General features: G+C 65.1%; 23 protein-coding genes. 14 read left to right on the top strand and 9 right to left on the bottom strand.

Annotated features, from left to right (window positions below; translation table 11 throughout):
- Positions 1-68: 68 nt before the first annotated feature.
- Positions 69-374, bottom strand: coding sequence for a hypothetical protein (locus JG743_RS21800; protein ID WP_202292811.1), 306 nt, complete (start codon positions 372-374; stop codon positions 69-71).
- 62 nt (positions 375-436) lie between these two features.
- Positions 437-679, bottom strand: a complete 243-nt coding sequence (locus JG743_RS21795; protein WP_202292810.1) for a DUF1127 domain-containing protein — start codon at positions 677-679, stop codon at positions 437-439.
- A 163-nt stretch (positions 680-842) separates the two neighbouring features.
- Between JG743_RS21795 and JG743_RS21790 the strand changes: the two genes are divergently transcribed.
- The 3 genes from JG743_RS21790 to JG743_RS21780 all read left to right on the top strand — a co-directional run bounded on the left by JG743_RS21790 (position 843) and on the right by JG743_RS21780 (position 4222).
- Positions 843-2288, top strand: coding sequence for a LuxR C-terminal-related transcriptional regulator (locus JG743_RS21790; RefSeq protein ID WP_202292809.1), 1446 nt, complete (start codon positions 843-845; stop codon positions 2286-2288).
- A 120-nt stretch (positions 2289-2408) separates the two neighbouring features.
- On the top strand, positions 2409-3509 hold the full coding sequence (locus JG743_RS21785) for a flavin-containing monooxygenase (RefSeq protein ID WP_202292808.1): 1101 nt from the start codon (positions 2409-2411) through the stop codon (positions 3507-3509).
- Between the two features lie 83 nt (positions 3510-3592).
- Positions 3593-4222, top strand: coding sequence for a glutathione S-transferase family protein (locus JG743_RS21780; RefSeq protein ID WP_202292807.1), 630 nt, complete (start codon positions 3593-3595; stop codon positions 4220-4222).
- A 66-nt stretch (positions 4223-4288) separates the two neighbouring features.
- Here the strand turns inward: JG743_RS21780 and JG743_RS21775 are convergent, their stop codons facing one another.
- A complete protein-coding gene (locus JG743_RS21775) occupies positions 4289-4822 on the bottom strand; it encodes an Hsp20/alpha crystallin family protein (protein WP_202292806.1) in 534 nt (177 codons plus the stop codon).
- 371 nt (positions 4823-5193) lie between these two features.
- On the opposite strand from JG743_RS21775, the gene JG743_RS21770 reads away from it, so the two are divergent.
- The gene (locus JG743_RS21770; RefSeq protein WP_202292805.1) at positions 5194-5436 is read left to right on the top strand and encodes a hypothetical protein; all 243 of its coding nucleotides are present in this window, start codon (positions 5194-5196) and stop codon (positions 5434-5436) included.
- A 69-nt stretch (positions 5437-5505) separates the two neighbouring features.
- Here JG743_RS21770 and JG743_RS21765 read toward each other — a convergent pair whose 3' ends face one another.
- Positions 5506-6783 (bottom strand): D-tagatose-bisphosphate aldolase, class II, non-catalytic subunit, encoded by a 1278-nt coding sequence (locus JG743_RS21765; protein ID WP_202292804.1) that lies wholly within the window; start codon positions 6781-6783, stop codon positions 5506-5508.
- Between the two features lies 1 nt (position 6784).
- Complete coding sequence (locus JG743_RS21760) at positions 6785-7765, bottom strand: tagatose kinase (protein WP_202292803.1); 981 nt, start codon at positions 7763-7765, stop codon at positions 6785-6787.
- A gap of 308 nt (positions 7766-8073) precedes the next feature.
- Between JG743_RS21760 and JG743_RS21755 the strand changes: the two genes are divergently transcribed.
- The 4 genes from JG743_RS21755 to JG743_RS21740 all read left to right on the top strand — a co-directional run bounded on the left by JG743_RS21755 (position 8074) and on the right by JG743_RS21740 (position 12543).
- Positions 8074-9393: an ABC transporter substrate-binding protein gene (locus tag JG743_RS21755; protein ID WP_202292802.1), complete on the top strand. Its 1320-nt coding sequence runs from the start codon at positions 8074-8076 to the stop codon at positions 9391-9393.
- Between the two features lie 191 nt (positions 9394-9584).
- Positions 9585-10355 (top strand): L-iditol 2-dehydrogenase, encoded by a 771-nt coding sequence (locus tag JG743_RS21750; RefSeq protein ID WP_202292801.1) that lies wholly within the window; start codon positions 9585-9587, stop codon positions 10353-10355.
- Positions 10356-10379: 24 nt separating this feature from the next.
- A complete protein-coding gene (locus tag JG743_RS21745) occupies positions 10380-11387 on the top strand; it encodes a zinc-dependent alcohol dehydrogenase family protein (protein ID WP_202292800.1) in 1008 nt (335 codons plus the stop codon).
- A 145-nt stretch (positions 11388-11532) separates the two neighbouring features.
- Positions 11533-12543 carry a LacI family DNA-binding transcriptional regulator gene (locus JG743_RS21740; protein WP_202302816.1) on the top strand — a complete coding sequence of 337 codons (1011 nt, stop codon included), beginning with the start codon at positions 11533-11535 and terminating at the stop codon, positions 12541-12543.
- 7 nt (positions 12544-12550) lie between these two features.
- On the opposite strand, the gene JG743_RS21735 is transcribed toward JG743_RS21740, so the two are convergent.
- Positions 12551-13558, bottom strand: coding sequence for an aldo/keto reductase (locus JG743_RS21735; RefSeq protein ID WP_202292799.1), 1008 nt, complete (start codon positions 13556-13558; stop codon positions 12551-12553).
- A gap of 241 nt (positions 13559-13799) precedes the next feature.
- Positions 13800-14297, bottom strand: a complete 498-nt coding sequence (locus JG743_RS21730; protein ID WP_202292798.1) for a GNAT family N-acetyltransferase — start codon at positions 14295-14297, stop codon at positions 13800-13802.
- Positions 14298-14437: 140 nt separating this feature from the next.
- Here JG743_RS21730 and JG743_RS21725 point away from each other — a divergent pair, with 140 nt between their 5' ends.
- Positions 14438-14662: a hypothetical protein gene (locus tag JG743_RS21725; RefSeq protein WP_202292797.1), complete on the top strand. Its 225-nt coding sequence runs from the start codon at positions 14438-14440 to the stop codon at positions 14660-14662.
- A gap of 239 nt (positions 14663-14901) precedes the next feature.
- Positions 14902-17400 carry a DNA ligase D gene (gene ligD / locus JG743_RS21720; RefSeq protein ID WP_202292796.1) on the top strand — a complete coding sequence of 833 codons (2499 nt, stop codon included), beginning with the start codon at positions 14902-14904 and terminating at the stop codon, positions 17398-17400.
- A gap of 103 nt (positions 17401-17503) precedes the next feature.
- Here ligD and JG743_RS21715 read toward each other — a convergent pair whose 3' ends face one another.
- Together JG743_RS21715 and JG743_RS21710 are read right to left on the bottom strand one after the other, a co-directional pair.
- Positions 17504-17791 (bottom strand): GIY-YIG nuclease family protein, encoded by a 288-nt coding sequence (locus tag JG743_RS21715; RefSeq protein ID WP_202292795.1) that lies wholly within the window; start codon positions 17789-17791, stop codon positions 17504-17506.
- Between the two features lie 78 nt (positions 17792-17869).
- A protein-coding gene (locus JG743_RS21710) for an IS5 family transposase (RefSeq protein WP_202292541.1) occupies positions 17870-18636 on the bottom strand; the annotation gives its coding sequence in 2 pieces (ribosomal slippage) (positions 17870-18298 and positions 18301-18636; 765 coding nt in all).
- Between the two features lie 355 nt (positions 18637-18991).
- Between JG743_RS21710 and ku the strand changes: the two genes are divergently transcribed.
- The 4 genes from ku (at position 18992) to JG743_RS21690 (ending at position 23030) form a co-directional block, all read left to right on the top strand.
- Positions 18992-19900, top strand: a complete 909-nt coding sequence (gene ku, locus JG743_RS21705) for a non-homologous end joining protein Ku (protein WP_202292794.1) — start codon at positions 18992-18994, stop codon at positions 19898-19900.
- 11 nt (positions 19901-19911) lie between these two features.
- Positions 19912-21015, top strand: coding sequence for a tetratricopeptide repeat protein (locus JG743_RS21700; protein WP_202292793.1), 1104 nt, complete (start codon positions 19912-19914; stop codon positions 21013-21015).
- Positions 21016-21231: 216 nt separating this feature from the next.
- Entirely contained in the window at positions 21232-21885 is a 654-nt protein-coding gene (locus JG743_RS21695; protein ID WP_202292792.1) for an alpha/beta hydrolase family protein, read from the top strand.
- A 212-nt stretch (positions 21886-22097) separates the two neighbouring features.
- Complete coding sequence (locus JG743_RS21690) at positions 22098-23030, top strand: IS110 family transposase (protein ID WP_202292791.1); 933 nt, start codon at positions 22098-22100, stop codon at positions 23028-23030.
- Positions 23031-23045: the final 15 nt, after the last annotated feature.

Genomic DNA, 23045 nt, shown 5'->3' with positions numbered 1-23045 from the left:
ACGGCTGCTGATATTTTGCTGAAATCGGCTCTCGACGCCGCCGCCTGGCGACCCCGGCCTTTTGGTTGCTATTCGCTCGCCAGCGCGTCGAAGCGGGGACAGTGCGGACGGGCGCCGACGGGGACGATCTCATAGCCGACGGCGGTCAACTGCTGCTTCATCTCGTCGAAATGCCGCTTCGAGCCGCTGACGATCGCATCGGGTGCGTAGTCCCAGCCATTGCGTGCGGCATTGGCCAGGATGTCGGCATAAAGACGCATGCTGGCGATCTTCACATCCGATTCCAGCAACTGCCTGCAGCCGCTTGCGAATGACGGCGATGAGGCGGACGAACCCAGTATCGCGCATGCCAGCACTATGGAAACACGTCGCATGGAAACCTCCCAAGATTGCAGACCGTAGCGAGCTTGTACCCCTGTGCGAGTGCCGCAGCTCCTCATCGGCGCCAGAACGGCTTGGCGAGTTCCGCCCGCACATCGGCCATGGTCAGGCCGATGTCGCCGATGAGATGCGGCGTGTCCCTGGCCTTGAGCGCCAGGTCTTCGCGAAACCGCGCCCGCTCGCTCCAGGCTGTGAACAGGCCGCTTTGCGGGAAGAGGCGTTCTCCGGCCGCCGGCTGGAGGACATCCAGCCGCACGGCGCCGTAGAGTTCGGAAATGGTGTTCAGCATCGTTTTCATGATCGGCTCCTCGGCATGGACCCGCGTTGGAGGGTATACGGGGAGCCTGGACCTCCAGCGGCTGGCGAGCCATCGGCCAGATGCGGTGTTTTGGGTCCTGCATTTGTAGTATTTTGTCGCGGCAGGCGTTGATAGCGCGTGCGTCCGCGGGCAAGGGATCGGCATGAACCACAACGTTACAGCGGCCATGTCTTCACCGTCCTCGCCGGTCCTGTCCGAGCGTGAGCGCGTCGTGGCCGAAAAATTCGCGGCCGGCCTGACCTATCGCGAGATCGGCGAGGCGCTGTTCATTGCGCCGTCGACCGTGCGCACCCATCTGGCCGCGATCTACGAGAAGCTCGGCGTCCGCAACAAGGTGGCGCTTGCCGCGCATGTCAATGGCGTCGCCGGTGCCGTGTCGGACAAGCCGTCGGCCTTGCCCGGCGCCTCGCCGGTGCTGGCGATATTCCCGATCGAATGCCTGAGCGCCGAAGAGCACTGGCGCCGCTTCGCCGACGGCCTGTCGTCGGACATCACCGTGGACCTTGCGCGCTATGCGGACCTTCCGGTCATCGCCTTCCACACCATGAAGGCGCTGGGCAGCAAGCCGGCCGACTTCGCCGCCGATGGCAGGGCGCTGGGCGTTGCCTACATCTTGTCTGGCCAGTTGCGCGCCGACGACCGGCGGGTCCGGCTGACGATGGAGCTTGCCGACGCCGGGACCGGCGTCAGCCTGTGGCGCGAGCGCTACGACCGTCCGGTCGAGGATATCTTCGCGCTGCAGGACAGCCTGACCGAAAGCGTCATCAATGTGCTCGCCGGCTGTTTCGGAGCCATCGCCACGATCGGGCGCAACGCGGTTCGCCGTAAGCCGCCCGCCAGCCTGCGCGCCTATGATCTCTATCTGCTGGGTGTCGAGCAGCACAACACCTTCAGCCGCGCCGGCAATGCGGAGGCGATCCGGCTGTTTGCCCGCGCGCTGGAGCTCGACCCGATGCTGGTCAGGGCCTGGACCGAGCTCGCCTATGCCTACTCGATCCAGGCCGGCAACTGTTTTGGCCACGATCCAAGGGGATCGATCGAGAAATGGCGCGCGGCGGTCGAAAATGCGATCCGGCTCGATCCGTCCGACAGTTGCGCTTGCAACTGCCTTGGCGATCTCATGGGATGCCTTGGTGACCTCGAGGCGGCGGAGCGCGCCTACCAACGGGCCTATGAATATGGCTCCAACCATGCCGATACGCTGGCGTTGCTTGCCGGCAGCAAGGCGCTGGTCGCCGGCGACCCGGCCGAGGCGATCCTGCTCATGGAGCGCGCCATGCGCCTCAATCCGCTCGCCGCGCCCTGGTATTTCGGCATGCAGGGCCGCGTCCTGTTCTGCGCCGGCCGGCACCGGGAAGCCATCGCTTCTTTGCGCAGAAGCACGCCGGACTCGCCCAATGTGCTTATGTTCCTGGCGCTCGCCCATGCCGCGTCGGGCGAGGACGCCGAGGCAGCCGGATATGTGGCCCGGCTCGCCGCCGAGTTCCCCGACTTTTCCATCGAGGGCTTCATCTCGGGCTATCCCGTGACCAACCCGGGGGCCGTCAAAGCCATCCGCACCGCGGCGAAGCTGGCGGGGCTGGGCTGAGAAGCCTCGCTCTCCCCATCCCGCCTCCTCCCCCACAAGAGGGAGACGGAGCGCAGCCCCACTTGTCCCGCCTACACCTCCCGTCATAGCCTGCCATGACCTGGGAGGGGAGGAAAACGCTTGGATACCAATGTCGTGATTGTCGGCGCCGGGCCGGCCGGTCTTGCCGTAGGCGCCTGCCTGCGGCGGGCAGGGGTCGATTTCATCATGCTCGAAAAGGCCGCGGAGGTGGCGCCGGCCTGGCGGCGGCATTACCGGCGGCTGCATCTGCATACGGTGAAGTCGTTCTCCTCGCTGCCCTTCGTGCCGTTTCCGAGTGACCATCCGCGCTACGTGCCGCGCGAGAAGGTGGTCGCCTATCTCGACGCCTATGCCGAGCGTTTCGAACTCAGGCCACGCTTCGGCGTGACGGTCGACACCATCCGCCACGACGCGGACGGCTTCCGGGTCGAGACCGGATCCGACGCGCTGACGGCGCGCCATGTCGTCGTCGCCAGCGGCAACAATGCACAACCCATCGTTCCCTCTTTTCCCGAGATCGAAGCCTTCAAGGGCAAGGTGCTGCACAGCGCCGACTATACCGAGGCGGCCCCTTATGTGGCTAAGAAGGTGCTCGTCGTCGGCATGGGCAACACCGGCGCCGAGATCGCGCTCGACCTTGCCGAGTCAGGCGCCCACCCCACGCTGTCGGTGCGCAAGGGCGTCCACATCGTGCCGCGCCAGCTGTTCGGCGTGCCGATCCAGATGGTGGGCATCGCCAGCCGGCCGATGCCGCAGGGCCTCAACGACCGGATGTTCCCGATCATCCTCGACCTGGCGCTGGGCAAGCTCGAGAAATACGGCATCGTCAGGCCGAAGGAGGGCATCCTGAAACAGATCGACGCCGGGCGCATCCCGGTCATCGATGTCGGCACGGTGGCGGCGATCAAGGCCGGCAAAATCAAGGTGGCACCCGATATCAAGCGCTTCGGCGAAAGTGGCGCCACCTTCGTCGACGGCCGGCAGGAGGAGTTCGACGCCGTCATCCTCGCCACCGGTTATCGCCCGGCCTACGACAAGTTCCTGCCGGCGGAGATCAGGCCGCCAAAGAGCGGCGTCAACGCCCGCGCCTCCGAGCTCAGCCTCTATCTCGTCGGCTTCCACAATCCGGTGACCGGTCTGCTGCGCGAGATCGGCCTGGAGGCGATGGCCGTGGCTGCCGATATCGAGAAGCGGGGGTGAGGGCGGCTTCCGACGACGCATAAATCGGGTGGCGCACACCCCTGCGCCATGCGAAGCCATCCCGGTTCACAAGAGGCCTCGTCATGCTCACGCTTTACGATTATCTGCCATCGCAGAATGGCTGGAAGGTGAGGGTCCTTCTCGGGTTGCTCGGCATCGCCTACGAAACCCGCATCGTCTCGATCTTCGAGGGCGAGAGCCACACGGAGGCTTTCCTCAAGCTCAACCCGGCCGGCGCCGTGCCGGTGCTCGCCGTTGAGAATGGCCAGGCGATCGCCGAGTCCAACGCGATCCTCGTCTGCGTTGCGGAGGGCACATCCTATCTGCCGGCAGACCGGCTTCTCCGCGCCAAGGTGATGCAATGGCTGTTCTTCGAGCAGTATTATGTCGAGCCGGTGATCGGCTCGCTGCGCTACTGGACGCTGACCGGGCGGCTGGAGCGCCACCAGGCGATGGTTGCGGGCAAGCGCGAAGCAGGCGCGCGCACGCTGGCGGCGCTGGAGCGCAGCCTCGCCGGCGCTGCGTTCCTTGTCGGCGACACCCTCACCATCGCCGACATCGCGGTCTATGCCTACAGCCATAGGGCCGAGGATTGCGGCTTACTGCTGACCGACTATCCGGCGGTCCTTGCCTGGACGAGTCGCGTGCGAGACGCTGTCGGTCCTGGCTATCCCGTCCATCCCTATAGCATCGATCCGCATTCCAGCGCCTGAAGACGCGGACGGAAGACGACGGGGCGCGCGCGAGGCGCCCGTCGTCCATCTCCCCGCCGACATGCCTCAATGCTTGGCGCTGCTTGCCTTGCCTTCGTTGACGGCAATGCGCCTGGCCTTGGTCTGGGCGCGCTTGGTCTTGGGCAGCGTCACCGTGAGCACGCCGTTGCGGAAGTTGGCGTGGACCTTGTCCTCCTCGACTTCGTAGCCGAGCGGGATGCGCCGCTCGAAGCGGCCGTAGAAGCGTTCGGAGAATTGCTTGCCCTTGTCCTCAGTCTCGGCGCGCTTCTCGCCGCGCAGCGTCAGCACGCCGTCGTCAAGCAGCACCTCGATGTCCTTTTCCTCCATGCCGGGAATCTCGGCGGTCACGTGGATGTCCGTCTCGCTGTCGGAGATTTCCACGCTTGGCCAGGCTTGCCCGGCAAAGGCCCCGCCGAAGGACGGCATGCGCGTTTCGAAGCCGCGCATGGCATCGTCGAACAGGCGGTTCATCTCGCGATGCAGCGTCATGAAGGGGTCGCCCCCCCGCTGGAGATCGCGATACATGTCGGAGAGCTGGCTGCTCTCCCGGCCCCAGGGAATGAGATCACGGATTGCCATTGCTTTTCCTCCTCATCTGGTCGCGGTAGATGTCGTCGAATGTCCCGGCCTGGGATCGCGTGACTCTCAAGTCGAACCGCGCCGCTGCATTGGGCCCCGTTGCCCAAATTGTGGCCGGCAAACGGCGGCCTGCAAACCGGCGGCGTTGCCGGTCCCCTCAGGCGGCCGGCAAATGTCGATCTGGAGGTTGTCTGGACGAAGTCAAGACCCACATTCTGTGTGTCGGCAGATTTGATTGGAGACCGGATGCCGCCGGATGCCGGGTCCAGCTGTCGTTCAAGGACCCGCCCTTGCATGTCGCCCAAAAAGTGCGAAGCGGCTTTGGGACAACGACATGCACAAGAACCTCGCATGGACCCATGGAGGCGACCATGACACGCAACGACATCATTTCGGTGCTGGGCCCGGTGGATGAGGCCGTCATTGCCGATATAGCGCTGACCGGCGCAACCCTGGGCGAACTGCGCGAGGCCTTCGCCTGGATCGGCGCCGACGAGGCGCTGGTCAATGAGGGCCGTCATTTGCCGGGCGCGCGGGTGGCGCGGCTGATCGAGATCCTCGAGCCGCCGGAGGAGGATGACGGGCCGCGGGCGCCAGCGGTAGGGTTTGAGTAGGGGTGCGAACGTGGGCCGCCGCGATCCATCGCGCCAGCGTCTCTGACTATCGGCATTGCCTGCCTCAGCTCATCCGCCCCGGCACGCCGCCTCATAGTCCGCCAGCACCGCATCGACCGCCGCGAGCAGGATGGCTTCGGGCTTGCCCGCCGGCCCGAGGCCCGCCGGCAGCGTCGGCAGGAACTGCCGCATCAGCGTTTCGGGGATGCTGACGCCGGTGACCACCTCGCGCAGGCGGCCGACGGCGACGCTGGCGCTAGGATGGCTCCAATAGTAGCGGACGCGGTCGCTGTAGCTGTAGTGCCGCTGCAGATAGAGGCTGGCCTCGTCGCCATGATAGTGGCTGCGCCAATGGCCGGGTGCGGCGAGCATCACCCGCTCCATCGTCCGCGCCAGCGATCGATCGCCATAGCCGGCGACCATTTCGGTGGCGATCAGGTCGAGCCCGTAGAGCGCCTCGCGCAGAACGAATGTCAGGCCCGGGCCAACCTTGAGGATCGGAAAGCCGTTGGCGACCAGCGCCGTCAGCGCCGCGCGGCTCTGGTAGTCGGTGGAATGCGCCTCGTAGACGAGGGACGGCTGTTCATCGAGCAGTCCGGTCAGCGCCTCCGATGCCTTGGGCTTGTAGGCGATGACGTTCTCGCTGCCGAACTCGACGCCCGGTTGCACGACCAGGGCGATGACGCGGCCGAATGCCTCGGCGAGCCCCTCGCGCGCGAAAATCTCGCGATGGATTTCGATCGTGCGCCGCGCCGCCGCCGCTTCGGTGGGCCTCAGGTCGCTGAGCGCGTGGTCGGCGCCACCGGGGACGGGAACCTCGGTGCCGATGATGTAGAGCGGCAGCGCGCCGCCCTTCGCCCGCGCCGCCCTCTCGGCGGCCTTGGCGAGCCGGGCGGCCCGCGTCGCGATGGTCTCGTCGTCAAGGGCGGCGGGTTCGCCGGCGCAGCCAATCGAAGCGTCGAGATGGATCTTGCTGAAGCCGGCCCAGACATAGGCCGTGACCATGGCTTTGGCCTTGCTCATCGCCTGCGCCGCCGGCTCGGAGCGCCAGGGGTTCGGCCCGAGATGGTCGCCGCCGAAGATGATGCGCGAGGGCTCGAGCCCCTCGCGGCTGGCGATTTCCAGCACGAAGGCGACGAACAGGTCGGGCGTCATCCCGGTATAGCCGCCGAACTGGTTGACCTGGTTGCAGGTCGCCTCGATCAGCAGCATCGAATGCGTGTCGGCGACGGCGCGCCGGATAGCCGACTGGATCACCAGCGGATGTGCCGAGCAGATTGAGGTGATGCCGTAGGGCGACCCATTTCTGCGCGCGGTGGCAAGGCCTGCAAGCGGATTGGTCGTCATCTCATTTAGCCCGATCGGTCCCGGCGATGAAGTCGTCAAGCACGTCGAAGCCGGCAAGGCCTTCCATCGGCCCGCGCCGCGTCACGTTGCGGGCGCCCGCGGCATTTGCATAGAACAGCGCCTTGGCCGGCTCCATGCCCTTGCGCCGGCAGGTGAGGTAGGTGGCGCCGAAGCAGTCGCCGGCTCCTGTCGGGTCGACTTCTTCGACCAGGAAGCCGGCGCAGTCGATCCGGCTGCCGTCGGCGCCGAAACGGGTGGAGCCGGCGGCCCCCCGTTTCAGCACGATCTCGCCGACGCCCCTGGCAATCAGCGCGGCCACGGCCTGCGTCTCGTCCTCGACGCCGGCCGCGGCGAGCAGTTCGTCGCCCGAGGGCAGCAGAAGGTCGGCATCGTCGACCAGAGCGGAAAACAGGGCGCCATCTGCGCCGTCGATCAGTTCCTTGCGCACATTCGGGTCGAAGGAAGTCGAGCCGCCGCGCGCCCGCACCGCCTTCACGGCATAGGCGACGATCTCCTTCAGCCCCGCTACCGACAGGGTCGAGCCCATGACGTGCAAGTGGCCGGCACTGTCCGCCAGTCGCCGCGCTTCTGGTGTGAGGCGGATCTGCCCGGCGGCGGATTCGGCGATGTTGTAGACGAAGTCCCGCCCGCCGTCCGGCCTGTAGCGCACGAAGGCGCTGCCGGTCGGATAGCGGTCGCTGACCGACACCGCCGAGACGTCGACGCCGTCGCGCCTGAGCCGCTCCAGATTGATGGTGCCGAAATCGTCGCGGCCGACGCAGGCGATGATGCCGGCGCCGCCGACGAGCCTCGCCACCTGGTCGATGAAGATCGCTGGCGCGCCGCTCGGATAGGGACCCATCAGCGCCAGCGGCTCGAGGAAGCCCAGGCCCGGCTCGGTCGCCATGATCTCGACCAGGATCTCGCCGGCGACAATCGTCGGGCCCGCGGTCTCGGAGGCGATCTCCCTTCGGCGGCTCATTGCTGCAAGTCCTTCTCTCCCCAGCCTTGTCGTGCGCCTGTCCCGGCGCGCCGGCCGCACGATAGCGCCTGGCTGCAGTCCGGGTAAATCGCGGCGAAGGCGAAGTCAACATAAACTACACGCATGTTCACTTATTTTAATGCGCGCGCAGCCTTATGGTTTGCGCCAACCGGGCAAAATTTACCGCCGGGGCGAGGGTAGGGCACCGAAAATCAGACCGGAAGCGGCTTGACTCAAATTTTCTGTAGCGCGATAAAATATATACGCATGTTCACTTACACATGCGCATTCGTAAAGGAGGAGACGAAATGCCAACGGGTAAGCTTATTGGGATTCTCGCCATATCGGTCACCGCTTCGGCGCTGGCGGCAGGCACGGCGCTCGCCACGGAAATCACCGTCGCCACGGTCAACAATGGCGACATGATCATCATGCAGAAGCTGACTCCGGAGTGGGAGACGGCGACCGGAAACAAGGTCAACTGGGTCACGCTCGAGGAGAACGTGCTGCGCGAGCGCGTCACGACCGACATCGCCACCAAGGGCGGCCAGTTCGACGTGCTGACCATCGGCGGCTATGAGACGCCGATCTGGGGCAAGGCGGGCTGGCTGACCTCGCTCAACGATCTCGGCGACGACTACGACTATGACGATCTGATCGCGCCGGTGCGCAACGGCCTGACCGTCGACGGCAACCTCTATGCCGTGCCGTTCTATGCCGAGAGCTCGTTCACGCTCTACCGCAAGGACCTGTTCGACGCCGCCGGCCTGAAGATGCCTGAGGCGCCGACCTACGACCAGATCACCGAATTCGCCGCCAAGCTCACCGACAAGTCGAAGGAGCAGTACGGGCTCTGCTTGCGCGGCAAGCCTGGCTGGGGTGAAAACATGGCCTTCGTCGGCACACTGGTGAACACTTTTGGCGGCCGCTGGTTCGACATGGACTGGAAGCCGCAGATCAATTCCGACGCATGGAAGAAGGCGATCGGCTGGTACGTCGACACGATGAAGAAATATGGACCGCCGGGCATCAGCTCCAACGGCTTCAACGAGAACCAGACGCTGTTCTCCTCCGGCCATTGCGCCATGTGGATCGATGCCACTTCCGCCGCGGGCCGCGTCTATGATCCGAAGCAGAGCAAGGTCGCCGACAAGGTCGCCTTCGCCAAGGCGCCCGTCGGGGTCACCCCCAACGGTTCGGCCTGGGGCTGGGCCTGGAGCCTCGCCATCCCGGCCTCGACCAAGAAGGCGGACGTGGCGAAATCCTTCGTCAAATGGGCGACCTCGAAAGCCTATGTCCAGCGCGTCGGTGAAACCGAAGGCTGGGTGGCGGCGCCGCCCGGAACGCGCAAGTCCACCTATGCCAGCGCGGACTACCAGAAGGCGGCGCCCTTCGCCGCCACTGTGCTCTCGGCGATCGAATCCGCCGATCCGACCAAGCAGACCAAGGACCCGGTCCCCTATACCGGCATCCAGTTCGTCGCCATCCCTGAATTCCAGGGCATAGGCACGCAGGTCGGCCAGGCTGTCGCCGCCGCGGTGACCGGCGAGCAGTCGGTCGACGACGCGCTGAATGGCGCCCAGACCGAGGTGGAGCGCACGATGACGGAAGCGGGCTACATCAAATAGCACCCGCCTAAGCCAGGGGCGCAGCGTGCCGCCCCTGGTGATCCGGCCTGCCCAGACCTCCCGTTGCAGCAGGCCCGGAGGATGCACGGATCCCGCAAGAGCAAAGCGGATCCGTGCGTTCCGCGCAAGGCTGGCCCGAGGCCTTTCGCCGGCCGCCCGGATATCGTTTTTGAAACTTGAGAAAGTTGGACATGAAGCTGAACAACAAGACTGCCCTGATCACCGGTGGCGCGCGCGGCATCGGCCTTGGCTTTGCGCAAGCCTACGCCCGCGAGGGCGCTAGGGTGGTGATCGCCGATATCGACATCGGGCGCGCGACGAGCGCTGCCGCCGCGATCGGCCCGGCGGCCAGCGCGAAGAAGCTCGACGTCACCGATCTCGCCGCGATCGAGAGCGTTGCCGGCGAGGTCGACCGCGAGTTCGGCGGCATCGACATCCTCGTCAACAATGCGGCGATCTTCGACATGGCGCCGATCACCGACATCACCGAGGCAAGCTACGAGCGCGTCTTCGGCATCAATCTCAAGGGACCGCTATTCATGATGAAGGCTGTCGCCAATCTGATGATCAAGCGCGGCCGCGGCGGCAAGATCATCAACATGGCGAGCCAGGCCGGCCGCCGCGGCGAGGCGCTGGTGACGCTCTACTGCGCCTCCAAGGCGGCGATCATCTCGGCCACGCAGTCAGCGGCACTTGCGCTGGTCAAGCACGGCATCAACGTCAACGCCATCGCGCCCGGCGTCGTCGACGGCGAGCACTGGGATGTCGTCGACGCCCATTTCGCCCGCTGGGAGGGCCTGAAGCCCGGCGAGAAGAAGGCGGCGGTGGCCAAGTCCGTGCCGATCGGCCGCTTCGCGAACCCCGAGGACATTGCCGGGCTCGCCGTCTTCCTCGCCTCGTCCGACAGTGATTACATCCTGGCCCAGACCTACAATGTCGATGGCGGCAACTGGATGAGCTGAGGCGTAGTCCGCAGGGAGAATGACATGAAGGCCATCCGATTTGCCGCCGCGGGCGTTGCCGGCATGGCGGAGCTGGACATGCCGCAGATCGCGCCGGGGCACGCACTGGTCAGGGTCCGCGCCGCCGGGCTCTGCCATACCGACATCGAGGTCCTGCATGGCCGCTATGGCGAAGGCGCGTTTCCGCTGGTTCCCGGCCATGAATATGCCGGCACCGTCGAGGCGGTCGCCGGCGACGTGACGACCGTGAAGCCCGGCGACCGCGTCGCCGTCGATCCCAACATCCCGTGCGGACACTGCGCCGCATGCCGCAAGGGCCTCACCAATCTGTGCGCCTCGCTGAAAGCCTATGGCGTGACCGAGAATGGCGGCTTCGCCGAATTCAGCGTCGTTGCCGTCGATCATCTGCACGGCGTTGGCGATCTGCCTTTCGAGACGGCGGCGCTCGCCGAACCGCTGGCCTGCGTGCTCAACGGCCTCAGCGCGGCCGGGGTCGAGCTCAGCAAGCCTGGCAGCGCGCTGGTCTTCGGCGCCGGGCCCATCGGCCTGCTCATGGCGCTGTCGCTTCGCGCCAAGGGCGTGGCGAAGGTGGCGGTCGCCGACATCAGCGAGCCCCGGCTTGCCTTCGCTGAGGCGCTCGGGCTGGAGCCGCTGGTGTCCGGATCGCTGGCGCTGGCGGCAAGGGCGAGAAGTTTCGATTTCGTCGCCGACGCCACCGGCGTCGCCAGGGTGGTCGAAGGCATGATCGGCTTTACCGCCGATGGCGGCACCGCGCTCGTCTTCGGCGTCTGCGCGCCCGATGCCAGGATCTCGGTCGCGCCTTTCGAGATCTTCCGCCGGCAGATCAGGCTGGCCGGCTCGCATTCGCTGAACCGCAACATCCCGCAGGCGCTCGACATTCTGAGGCGCGACGACGGCACCATGGCGCGGCTGGTCAGCCACCGGTTGCCACTTGCGGAGCTTTTGCCGTTCTTTGCCAAGACGGGCGGCGATCCGGCGACGATGAAGGTACAGTTTTCGGCGGACATTTGAGCGAGGATGCACGGCACGCCATGAACCGGCAAACTGGCACTACCACGGTCGAAACCTTGCTGCTTTGCGCAGCAAGGTGACTCACGTAGACAGGGGACGGGGAAGGTCGAACAGGGGGCCATGGATGGCAAAGACGATCAGGACGATGGAGGATTTCTCGGACTTCGTCGGCTTGTCTCGCACGACCGTCTCCAAATACTTCAACGATCCCAATTCTGTTCGCAAGAACACGCGCAGCGCCATCGAGGCCGCGCTGAAGAAGTCCGATTTCCGGCCGAGCATGTTCGCGGTCAATTTGAACCGCCGCCGCAGCAACATCCTCGGCGTCATCATCCCGAATTCGACCGACCCGTTCTACATGGCGCTGACGCGCCGCATCGAGTCGATCGCCAACGAAGCTGGCTTCCTGGCCTTCGTGCTGTCCTCCGACGGGCGCGCCGAAATGGAGGACCAGGCGATCCAGACGTTCCGCTCGATGAACATCGCCGGCGCCATCATTGCGCCGCTCGGCGTGCGCTCGCACCACCGCATCCTGGCCGAGCTCGGCGCCTCGATCCCGCTGATCTATGTCGACTCGCCGCTCGACGAGACGTCTTCCTTCGTCGGCACCGACAACCGTCAGAGTTTCCGGCTGATGGTCGACTATCTCTGCCGGTCCGGCGAGCCGCCCTGCTACTTCGCCATGCCGCTCGTCAATAACAACGCCTCGGCCAGGCAGGAGGCCTATGTCGAGGCCATGCGGCAGTTCAAGATGACGCCGCGCATCGTGCCGGTCGAGGACGCGCGCTCATGGGATTTCGAGAAGTTCGGCTATGACGAGGCGACGCGCATCCTCAAGGGTGGCGGCTTTCCGACCAAAACCGTGCTGTGCGCCAACGACCGCGTCGCCTTCGGCGTGCTCGGCGCCGCCTATCAGCTCGGCCTGAAGGTAGGGCATGGCGCCGATTGCGACCTCAGGGTCGCCGGTCACGACGACCATCCGCTGTCGCGCTACGCTTGCCCGCCGATCACGACGGTGGCGCAGAACTACAACGAGATCGGCCGCCTGGCCATCGAGCTTCTGCTCGAGCGGCTGGATGAAAAATCCTCCGCCGCCAAGCGCGGCGACGCCCGCATCCTGCTGAACGCCGAGCTGATGCTGCGCAGTTCGGCGTGAGACACGTCTACCGATCCACCATCGACATCGTCCGCTCGTTGTAGCGCGGCCCGGAGATCCTGTCGGGTGTCAGCGCCATGTCGAGCAGCAGCATCTCGGTCGCGTCGAGCTTGATGTCGGCTGCGGCGACATTCTCCTCCAGGTAGCTCCGGCGCTTGGTGCCGGGGATCGGCACGATGTCGATGCCGAATTCCGGGCCCTTGGCGAGAAGCCAGGCGATCGCGACCTGGCCCGGCTTCACGCCCCTGGCGGCGGCCACGTCGCGCACCGCGCTTGCCGCCGCGACATTGGCGTCGAAATTCTCGCCCTGGTAGCGCGGGTCGCCGCGCCGGAAATCGCCTTCCGGATAGTCTTCCGCGCGCTTGACGTCGCCGGCGAGGAAGCCGCGCCCGAGCGGCGCGAAAGGCACCAGGCCGATGCCGAGCTCCTTCAGCGCCGGGATGATCTCGGGCTCGAGATTGCGCTCCCACAGCGAATATTCGCTCTGCAGCGCCGAGACCGGGTGCACGGCATGGGCGCGGCGGATGTTGACGATGCCCGCCTCGGACAGGCCGAAGAAACGCACCTTGCCTGCCGCCACCAGCTCGCCGACCGTGCCGGCAACGTCTTCCATCGGCACGGCCGGGTCGACGCGGTGCTGATAGAGGAGGTCGATACGGTCGGTGTCGAGCCGCTTCAGCGACGCCTCCACCACCGCGCGGATGTGCTCGGGCCGGCTGTCGCGGCCGGTGCCGTCCTGCTTGCCGTCCACGATGCGAAACCCGAACTTGGTCGCGATGGTCACCGCATCGCGACGACCCTTCAGCGCTCGGCCGAGCAGCTCCTCGTTGAGGAACGGCCCATAGGCTTCCGCTGTGTCGAGGAAGGTGCAGCCGAGCTCGATCGCCCGGTGCAGGGTGGCGATCGATTCCGCCTCGTCCGCCGGCCCGTAGGACTGGCTCATGCCCATGCAGCCGAGGCCGATCGCCGAGACGACAAGCCCCTGGTTGCCGAGTTTCTGTTTGCCCAGGCTCATCTCGTTTTGCTCCGGTCGAATTTGCAACCCGGCTAAACTATAGGGCTCGCGGACGAAGCGTCCAGCGACAGGCGGATGCTTGATCAAGATCAGCGTATGCTTGATCAAGATCAAGGGAAGCGGTCGGGAAGGATCGTATCACTCGATTGTCTTGGGAAGGACACAAGGCGGACGGATGGTTCCCGGCGAAACCCACGGCCTCGGGACCATCCGTGCCGCCTGCGCCAGCTGATCGACGGCCTCAGGCTCTCGATAGCAGCCGGCGCATGATCAGCGAGGCGTGGCCGCCGACGCCGTGCGCGGCAGGCCTGCGTTCAACCACTTCAAAACCGTGCTTGCGGTAGAAGGCGACCGCCCGGTCGTTGCCCTCGATCACTTCGAGCGCGATGCTGGGGATGCCGGCATGGGCGGCGAGCACGGCGTGGAGAAGGTTGGTCGCCAGCCCGCTGCCGAACTCACCAGGCTCGATATGCAGCCGGTCGAGCATGACGTCGCCGCGATCGTCCATCGCCGCCATCGCATAGCCGGCGATTGAGCCGTCGGGCCGCTCGGCGACGAAGGACATCTTGTCGTCGTCCCCGAGCTCCGCCGCCAGCTTGTCCGGCGCATGCCTGTCGTCGGAAAGCCGCGCCGTCGCTTCCGCCCCCATGATCGGCGCATAGGTCCGCCGCCAGGACTGGCCGAGCAGGCGCGACACTGCGGTGAGGTCGTTTTTTGTCATCGCTCGGATCTGGGTCATCAGGCACTCCCTCGCAGGCATCGTCATAGGATATAGCGCCGCGCCGATGAGAGCCAATCTCCCGCCAAATTGACTCCCCCGCCGCTCTCCGCCATCCTAATGGCAGGCCGCCAGTGCGGCAGCGTGTTTCGAGTGAGGCCATGGCCAGTCCCGTCGCCAGAGAAAATTCCCGCCGCGCCGCGGTGAAGAAGGCGCTCGACCGCCACAAGGTCTATGTGACCGCGCAAAGCTTCTCCGACGGCACCTACCAGGCGCGCGTGCTGGTTGACGGCGAAGCCTACTGGGTCGACGAGTTCCGGCTGTCGCAGCTCAGGCAAGGGCTATCGCCGGCCGAGCTGGAATTGACGCCGGCTGCCGACGATTGAGTTCTCACGGATGATGACGGCAAGGCTGGCGGGACAGCGCCCCCCTCTGTCCTGCCGGACATCTCCCCCACAAAGGGGGAGATTGGCAGGTTCGTTGGCGGCGCGCATCTTGCAACGTAGGAGATTGGCGATAGCCGGCGCGCCGTGTGATCTTCCCCCAGGTGGGGGAGATGTCCGGCAGGACAGAGGGGGGCGCGAAGGAACGCAGCGTATGTTGCTTCCGCCCGTCACCGCCTGACATGCCCACCCCCTCAAAACTCAAAACCTACCGTGGCAAGCGCGAGTTCTCCCGCACACCCGAACCTAGCGGCGGACAGTCGGGCGAGAGCGGCAACCGCTTCGTCGTCCACAAGCACCACGCCACCGCCGACCACTACGACCTGCGCCTCGAGGTTGGCGGCGTGCTGAAGAGCTGGGCGGTGCCGCGCGGGCCCTCGCTCAATCCGGCCGACAAGCGGCTGGCGGTCGAGACCGAGGACCACCCCATCGAATATATCGACTTCGAGGGCGTCATCCCCGAGGGCGAGTATGGCGGCGGGCCGATGATCGTTTGGGACACCGGTACCTGGGCGCCGATGGACGATGTCGAAAAGAGCCTGCGCACCGGCGCCTTCAAGTTCCGGCTGGCCGGCCGGAAGCTGAACGGCGGCTGGATGCTGACCCGCCTGAAGCCGAAGCCCGGTGAGGATGAGGGCAAGAAGAACTGGCTCTTGTTCAAGGAGCGCGACCTTGCCTCCGACACCAGCCGCGACATCCTCAGCGAGCGGCCGGAGAGCGTGAAATCCGGCCGCCGCATCGAGGAGCTGGTGGCGCCGCCGAAGCCGGTCAAGCCGGCAAGGCCGGCGGTGCTGAAGCCCGGCGCGCTGCCCGGCGCCGTCAAGGCAGACCCGCCGTCCCGCATCGAGCCTCAGCTTGCCACGCAGGTGCCGAAGCCGCCTGGCGGCGAGGGGCCGGCGGACAACACGCGCGAGCTCTGGCTGCACGAGATCAAGTTCGACGGCTACCGCACCATGGCGCATGTCGTGGATGGCGAGGTTCGCCTGATCACGCGCGGCGGCATCGACTGGACGAAGCGCTATGGCGACCTGCCGCACGCCTTCGCCAAACTGCCCTGCCGCGAGGCGATCATCGACGGCGAGATCATGGTGCTCGACGAGAAGGGCATTTCGCGCTTCGCGCTGCTGCAGGACGCACTGGCCGAAGGTGCGGGCTCCAAGCTGCATTTCTACGCTTTCGACCTTCTCCATCTCGACGGCTGGGATCTGCGCAAAGCGCCGCTGCGGAAGCGTAAGGCGCTGCTTGCCGAGCTGCTCGCGGGTCAGGCCGCCAACGCCGCCATCCAGTACAGCGACCATGTCGAAGGCGACGGGCAGGGGCTTTACGACCAGGCCTCCGAGCTTGGGCTGGAAGGCGTCGTCTCCAAGCGCGCCGACGCCATCTATATCAGCGGCCGGACCAAGAGCTGGACCAAGGTGAAAGCGCAAAAGACGGATGACTTCGTCATCGCCGGTTACACGGTTTCGGACCGGGCGGAGGGTCTGGCGGCGCTCGGCATGGCCGAGTTCGAGAACGGCGAGCTGCACTATCGCGGCAAAGTCGGCACCGGTTTCGACCGCGACACGGCGACAGAATTGCTGGCACGGCTGGAGCGGCTGACGGCCGGCGCCAGTCCGCCCGAAGGCGCGCCACGCGAGATCATGCGCGAGATGCATTGGGTGAAGCCGCTGCTTTCGGCCCGCATCCGCTATTCGAACCGCACCGCCGACAATGCGATCCGCCACGGTGTGTTTCGTGGCCTGCGCGACGTCGGCGGGCTCACCACGCCAGTGCCGGTCAAGCGCAAGCGGCTGATCGCCGAATCCGACCTCGCCACCATCTGGGTCACCAATCCGGAGCGCCGGCTGTTCGGCAAGACCGGGCCCACAAAACTCGACATCGCCGTCTATTACGCGCTGGTCGGCGATTTCATGCTGCCGCACATCATCGGCCGTCCGGTGTCGCTGGTACGCTGCCCGACCGGCAAGCCACAGGACTGCTTCTTCCAGCGCCACGCCTTCACCGGCATGCCGCCCTCGGTGGCGGTGTTCGAGTCCATCAACTCGGAAGGCGAGACCAAGACCTATCTCTCGGTCGAGGACGCCAAGGGTTATCTCGCGCTGGCGCAATTCGGCGTCGTCGAGTTCCACACCTGGGGCACGCACCGCACCAAGCTCGATAAGCCCGACCAGGTCGTCTTCGACCTCGACCCGGGCGAGGGGATTTCCTGGCGAGAGGTGGTGGAGGCGGCGGTCCACATCAAGGGCGGCCTGGAAAGCCTGGGCCTGGTGCCCTTCGCCAAAACCTCCGGCGGCAATGGCATCCACATTACGGTGCCGGTGACCAGAAAGCAGAACTGGAAGAAGCTGCACCAGGCCTCGAGCGCCATCTCGACCTATCTCGCATCGACCGCGCCCGACACCTTCACCACGACGATGGGCAAGGAGAACCGCAAGAAGCGCATCTTCATCGACTTCCACCGCAACGCCCGCGGCCACACGTCCGCCGCGCCCTATTCGCTGCGCGCCCGCACCAACCTGCCGGCCTCGACGCCAGTGAGCTGGACGGATTTGGAAGCAATCGACGCCCCGCAGGACCTGAACTACGCCTCGCTGCCGGGGCTCCTGGAGACCTCGGGCGACCCTTGGGCGGAGATCGATGAGGCGGCAAAGGATTTGCCGGCGTTGGAGGAGAGGCGATAGCCTCTCGGCGTCGTCATTCTAGGGCGGAGCAAGGAGCGAAGCGACGCGCGCAGACCCTAGAATCCATGCCGTGACGCCTGAGCAACGCGACGGCTCAGAACGTTCACCAGCCGGCCCCGCGAAACAACTCGAACCATTCCGGATTGCTCTTCTCGATCAATTCCACCTTCCATTGGCGTGGCCAGCGCTTCAATGACGTCTCACGCTGGATCGCGTCGGTGATGTCGAAATACTCCTCGTACCAGACGAGACGCTGCACACCGTAACGGCTGGTGAAGCTGGATCCTTGGCCGGTCTTGTGCTCTGGCATTCGACGGCCGAGATCATTGGTGACACCGATGTAGATCGTGCCGCCTTTCTGGCTTGCGGTCATGTAAACATAGCCTGTCATGCTGCGATCTTATCTTGCGCCGTTGCCAGCAGCTATTCTGAACCGATGCATTCTCTGGCAGAGGTAACGGCATGGATTCTAGGGCGTGGACTCAACGTGTCGCAGCCATATTCGGAGCGATGCGAGATTGAGGATGGCCAGGTAGTTGCGTGCGAGCTTGTCAAAGCGGGTTGCGGCCCGGCGGAATTGCTTGAGCCTGCAGAAGAAGCGTTCGATGCGGTTGCGCTCCCGGTAGAGCTCTGGCGGAACCACACGTTTATTCTTGACGTGACGGCGGGTTGGAATGTTGGCCGAGCCACCGGTTCTGGCAATGAGAGCAACTAACGGCCAGCTGTCGTAGCCTTTGTCAGCGACAAGCGCCTTTGCCGGCGGCAACCCTTCAATCAGCTGCGGGGCGATGGTCTTATCGGATGCCTTGCCCTCGGTGATAAGCAAACGGATGGGCAGACCATCCTGATCGACAAGGGCATGAACCTTGGTGCTTAGTCCGCCATGAGAACGGCCAATGGCGTTATCCGGACCCCCTTTTTACCGCCCGCGGCATGCTGGTGAGCGCGGATTATCGAACTGTCGATTAAGTGCAAAGACTGTGGTGACTTAGCCGCCAGGGCTTCAAACATCGCCAACCAGACACCTCTCTTGGCCCAGCGGTTGAAGCGATTGTAGACCGTGGTGTAGGGGCCATACCGTTCGGGCAGATCGCGCCAAGGCGATCCGGTCCTCAAAACGTAAAATATGCCATTTACCACCCGCCGATCATCGACCCGCTTCTTGCCCAAACCGTGCGGCGGCAGAAGCGGCTCCACGATTTGCCATTCCGTCTCGCTTAGATCGTAGCGTGCCATCATCGCCTCCAAATCAAGGCGTTGAATCACTGCTTCAAACGTCGTGCAAGGGTTGAGTACGCGCTCTAGGGTCTGCGCGCGTCGCTTCGCTCCTTGCTCCGCCCTAGAATGACGAAGTGTCGAGGCCTTCAGCCAATCGCCAGCGTCTCAATTCCATCTCCATCGACGCTACCTACAATTTGAATTATTCTCCCGATCAGCCTCATCCGCCTGCATCCCAACCCGCGCTAAAACATTTCGTCAGGGATTTGCCGGTATCATCGGGGGTCGGTGTAGGATTTCCACGGCGCCAATCGTCCTCCGGACGAAAAGGCGCTGCAATAACAGTCAGTGCATGGCCGCGTAGGAGTTCATCATGGCGCCCAGGGCAAGTTGGAAGGGTTACCTCAAGCTCAGCCTCGTCAGCTGTCCGGTCCGGCTCTATCCGGCCACCAGCGCGAGCGAACGCATTGCGTTCAACCAGCTGCACAAGAAGACCCACAACCGTATCAACATGAAGCCGGTCGATCCCGAACTCGGACTGGTCGAGCGCTCGGACCTGGTCAAGGGCTACGAGTACGAGGACAAGCAGTACATCATCATCGATGACGCCGACCTCGATGCGGTCAGGATCGAATCCAACCACACGATGAACATCGAGGCCTTCGTCGACGAGGGCGAGGTCGACGTCATCTACCAGGATTCGCCCTACTATCTGGCTCCCGACGGCGCCATGGCGGAAGAAACCTTTGCCGTGCTGCGCGAAGCGATGCGCAAATCCGGCAAGCTGGCGATTGCGCGGCTTGTGCTCTCCAGCCGCGAGCGCGTGGTGACGATCGGCGCGCGCGAGAACGGCATGTTCGTCTGCACCTTGAGGAACCCCAACGAAGTGCGCGGCACGGCTGAATATTTCGGCAACATCCCGGCCGGCAAGCCGGACCCGGAAATGCTGGAGCTCGCCCAGGCGCTGATCAAGCAGAAGGAAACCCACTTCGATCCGAAGAACTATGAGGATCGCTACGAGGTGGCGCTGATGGCGATGATCCGCGAGAAGCTGAAGGGCCACAAGCCGATCATCGCGGCCGCACCGGAGCGCGGCAACGTCATCAACCTGATGGATGCGCTGAAGGCGAGCCTGTCGCAGCAGGCCAAGCCGCCGGCCAAGTCGAAAAGCAAGGCTGACGAGGCGGCAAAGCCCGCCGCCAAGAAGGCGGCGGCCGGAGGCGCGCCCGAGAATCCGCTGAAGGCGAACCTTCTGAAGGCCGTCGGCAAGAGCAAGAAGTGACGGGAGGGCCAGTGATCGTTCCCGGCGCCGTCTTCGGCGTCGTCGGCGCGCTGGCTGCCTTTCCGTTGCGGCTTGCCGCGCGCGAGGTCGAGCGCCGCCATGCGGAGTTGAGGCGCGGCGTCACCCGTCGCACCTCTCATGTCGTGTTCGGGCGCGCCTTGCTGGCGAAAGCCGCGACGGGCAGGACGGGCGATGCCGAGATCGAGCGCCGCGTGAGGGGCGAGCGCGAAGCCGGCCGAGCGCTGGTCAGCGAAAACGGGTTCCTGCGCCTGCTCGGCCTGATGAAGGCGCCGGAGGCCTCCTCATTGTCCCGGCAGTCGCTGATCGACCAATCGAGGCTAGCCGCCGACGATCTCGACCTGCTGTCGCTTTTCGATGCCTTCGAGCACGATGGCGAGCCCTATTCCTTCCACGACCTGATCCTCGCCCGTAAGTATGCCGGGCTGATTGCCAGCGGGGCGTCCTGGGGCGCGATCGCGCGCTCCGTGCACCGCTCCGGCCCGGTGGCCTCGCTTACCGCCAAGTCGCTCAACCTCGGCTCCCAGCACGGCCGTCCGGACGCGATCTACCTCGACGACGGTGCGAGCGAGCTCGACGGCCAGCTGCTGTTCGACCTCGGCTCGCCCGAAGATGATACGCTGGAGGAGCTGTTCGCTGAGGCGGAAGCCGCGGAAGAGGAGGGGCGCCACGACGACGCGGCGGCGCTCTACCAGCGCTGCCTGGCGATCGACCAGAAGGACGCCATCGCCGCCTTCAACCGCGCCAACTGCCTGCGCGGCGCCGGCCGCGTCGCGGAAGCCGCGCACGACTATGCCCGCGCCATTAAGCTCGATCCGGGCTTTGTCGAGGCCTGGTTCAACCTCGCCGGGCTGATGGGCGACGAGGGCAAGGTGGCATCGGCGCGGCGGCACCTGCAGAAAGCGATCGCGCTCGACAAGGCCTATGCCGACCCGGTCTTCAACCTCGCGCGGCTGGAGTTCGAAGCCGGCAATCTGGCCGAGGCCCGGCGGCTATGGGCGCGCTATCTGGAGCTCGACGCGGAATCAGAGTGGGCGAAGCTGGCGCAGAAGGGGATACAGTTCGTCGATTTGCATACGGCGCGGACGGCGGGGTGAGCGCCTCACCTTCTCCCCTTGTGGGAGAAGGTGGATCGGCGCGCAGCGCCGAGACGGATGAGGGGTGTCGGAAGGAATGAGGCCGCTGGTGATTTTGTCGCTTGCCAATGTTTGGATGAACGTGTCCGCCAAGCTGGAACACCCCTCATCCGTCCGAGCTTCGCTCGGCCACCTTCTCCCACAAGGGGAGAAGGGGTCGCCCGCGCCGGAGTGCTCATGACCCATTTCCTCTTCGACGGTTTCGACACCGCTCCCATCACCATCCTGCTCGCCCATGGCGCCGGGGCGTCGATGGATTCTCCTTCGATGACCGCCACCGCCAAGGCTCTGGCCGCCGCCGGCTTCCAAGTTGCGCGCTTCGAGTTCCACTATATGGCGGCGCGCCGCTACGGCCACCGCAAGCCGCCGCCGCGCGCCGAGACGGTGAACCCCGAATATGTGAAGGCGATCGCCGATCTTCGCGCCAAGGGCGTGACCGGAAAGCTCATCATCGGCGGCAAGTCGATGGGCGGGCGCGTCGCCTCGATGGTCGCCGACGAGATGTTTGCCAAGGGCGAGATCGCCGGCCTCATCTGCCTTGGCTATCCGTTCCATCCGCCGGGCAAGCCGGAGCAGCTCAGGACAAAACATCTCCTCGGCCTCAAGACGCCGACGCTGATCTTCCAGGGCACGCGAGACGAATTCGGCACCAAGGACGAGGTCGCGACCTACGGCCTTTCCGACGCCATCGACGTGATCTGGCTGGAGGATGGCGACCACGATCTGAAGCCACGAAAAGCGATCTCGGGTTTCTCCACGGGGGATCACCTGAAGACGGTAGCGGAGACGGTGAAGGCCAGGCTGGCACAACCCTTGGGCTCGTCATCCTAGGGCGGAGCAAGGAGCGAAGCGACGCGCGCAGACCCTAGGATCCTGTGTGTTTGCTCAGTGCTATGGTTGAAGTGGGAAGGAGGCCGAGAGGATCCTGGTCGTCCCTTCGAGGACAGGCCGCGGCATGGCTCGGTCCCTTCCCACCAATGAACCATCAACCTGAACAGTTGCACGGGGCTGTCTTCAGCAGACCCCGCACCACAGGAAGAGGCATGGCCATGATAGTGCAGAACTATGTCGGCTGCGACATCTCCAAAGCGAGGCTCGACTTCTTTGATGAGGCAAGCGGCCGCTACCAGCGGATCGCCAACCAGGCTGAAGCGATAGAAGCCTATGTGGCAGGCCTTTGCGCTGGTCGTGACTTCGTTGTCATGGAGGCGACCGGGGTCCATGACCGGCTGCTGCGCCATGCGCTGGGCAAGGCCGGCATTGCGTTCTCGCGGCACAATCCGGCGCACACCCACCACTACGCGAAGTCGGCGACCCAGCGCGCCAAGACCGATCGTCTCGATGCCCGGATGCTGAGCAGCTACGGTCGTCGCTACCAGCCTGCGGCCGAGGCGGCACCTTGCGAGAAAGGCGAACGCCTTCAGTCGCTTGCCCGCCACCGCGACCATCTTGTTGAGATCCGGGCAAGGTTGAAGAGATATCTCAGCGAGGCCTTCGATGAGGACGTCATAACCGAGACTGAAAGTCTGATCGCCGACTTCGACACACGCATCGATGCACTCGAAAGCCGGATTGCCAAAGCCATTCGCGAAGCCGAGGACACCGCTCTCGACTACACGCTGATGGTCTCTGTACCAGGCGTCTCCACCATCACCGCGCTTTCGCTGCTGGCCCACATGCCCGAGCTCGGCCGGCGCTCGCCCAAGTCGATCGCGGCACTTGCAGGCCTTGCCCCGCTCGACAACGAGAGCGGCAAGGCCAAGCGCAAGAGCAAGATCAGCGGTGGCCGCCCGCGCGTGCGCCGCGCCCTCTACATGGCGGCGCTGGGCGCCATCCGCGCCAACGATCGCTTCAGAACTTTCTACACTGCGCTCGCCGCGCGCTCCGGATCGAAGAAACTTGCCATCGTCGCTGTCGCAAGGAAGCTCCTAGTCACTCTCAATGCCATCATTCGAGACAAAACGGCCTTCGCATGAACACAGTTGCCATGC

The organism is Mesorhizobium sp. 131-2-1, assembly GCF_016756535.1.
Lineage (GTDB): Bacteria > Pseudomonadota > Alphaproteobacteria > Rhizobiales > Rhizobiaceae > Mesorhizobium.
This window is presented reverse-complemented; position numbering and strand designations above follow the sequence as displayed.

Excerpts from the sequence above, each read along its gene's own strand:
- JG743_RS21715 (WP_202292795.1), bottom strand. The coding sequence starts at position 17,791 with ATGACAGGCTATGTTTACATGACCGCAAGCCAGAAAGGCGGCACGATC.
- JG743_RS21730 (WP_202292798.1), bottom strand. The coding sequence starts at position 14,297 with ATGACCCAGATCCGAGCGATGACAAAAAACGACCTCACCGCAGTGTCG.
- ligD (WP_202292796.1), top strand. The coding sequence starts at position 14,902 with ATGCCCACCCCCTCAAAACTCAAAACCTACCGTGGCAAGCGCGAGTTC.
- JG743_RS21790 (WP_202292809.1), top strand. The coding sequence starts at position 843 with ATGAACCACAACGTTACAGCGGCCATGTCTTCACCGTCCTCGCCGGTC.
- JG743_RS21690 (WP_202292791.1), top strand. The coding sequence starts at position 22,098 with ATGGCCATGATAGTGCAGAACTATGTCGGCTGCGACATCTCCAAAGCG.
- JG743_RS21765 (WP_202292804.1), bottom strand. The coding sequence starts at position 6,783 with ATGACGACCAATCCGCTTGCAGGCCTTGCCACCGCGCGCAGAAATGGG.
- JG743_RS21740 (WP_202302816.1), top strand. The coding sequence starts at position 11,533 with ATGGAGGATTTCTCGGACTTCGTCGGCTTGTCTCGCACGACCGTCTCC.
- JG743_RS21745 (WP_202292800.1), top strand. The coding sequence starts at position 10,380 with ATGAAGGCCATCCGATTTGCCGCCGCGGGCGTTGCCGGCATGGCGGAG.
- JG743_RS21800 (WP_202292811.1), bottom strand. The coding sequence starts at position 374 with ATGCGACGTGTTTCCATAGTGCTGGCATGCGCGATACTGGGTTCGTCC.
- JG743_RS21795 (WP_202292810.1), bottom strand. The coding sequence starts at position 679 with ATGAAAACGATGCTGAACACCATTTCCGAACTCTACGGCGCCGTGCGG.
- JG743_RS21695 (WP_202292792.1), top strand. The coding sequence starts at position 21,232 with ATGACCCATTTCCTCTTCGACGGTTTCGACACCGCTCCCATCACCATC.
- JG743_RS21735 (WP_202292799.1), bottom strand. The coding sequence starts at position 13,558 with ATGAGCCTGGGCAAACAGAAACTCGGCAACCAGGGGCTTGTCGTCTCG.
- JG743_RS21780 (WP_202292807.1), top strand. The coding sequence starts at position 3,593 with ATGCTCACGCTTTACGATTATCTGCCATCGCAGAATGGCTGGAAGGTG.
- JG743_RS21755 (WP_202292802.1), top strand. The coding sequence starts at position 8,074 with ATGCCAACGGGTAAGCTTATTGGGATTCTCGCCATATCGGTCACCGCT.
- JG743_RS21775 (WP_202292806.1), bottom strand. The coding sequence starts at position 4,822 with ATGGCAATCCGTGATCTCATTCCCTGGGGCCGGGAGAGCAGCCAGCTC.
- JG743_RS21725 (WP_202292797.1), top strand. The coding sequence starts at position 14,438 with ATGGCCAGTCCCGTCGCCAGAGAAAATTCCCGCCGCGCCGCGGTGAAG.
- JG743_RS21750 (WP_202292801.1), top strand. The coding sequence starts at position 9,585 with ATGAAGCTGAACAACAAGACTGCCCTGATCACCGGTGGCGCGCGCGGC.
- JG743_RS21770 (WP_202292805.1), top strand. The coding sequence starts at position 5,194 with ATGACACGCAACGACATCATTTCGGTGCTGGGCCCGGTGGATGAGGCC.
- JG743_RS21760 (WP_202292803.1), bottom strand. The coding sequence starts at position 7,765 with ATGAGCCGCCGAAGGGAGATCGCCTCCGAGACCGCGGGCCCGACGATT.
- ku (WP_202292794.1), top strand. The coding sequence starts at position 18,992 with ATGGCGCCCAGGGCAAGTTGGAAGGGTTACCTCAAGCTCAGCCTCGTC.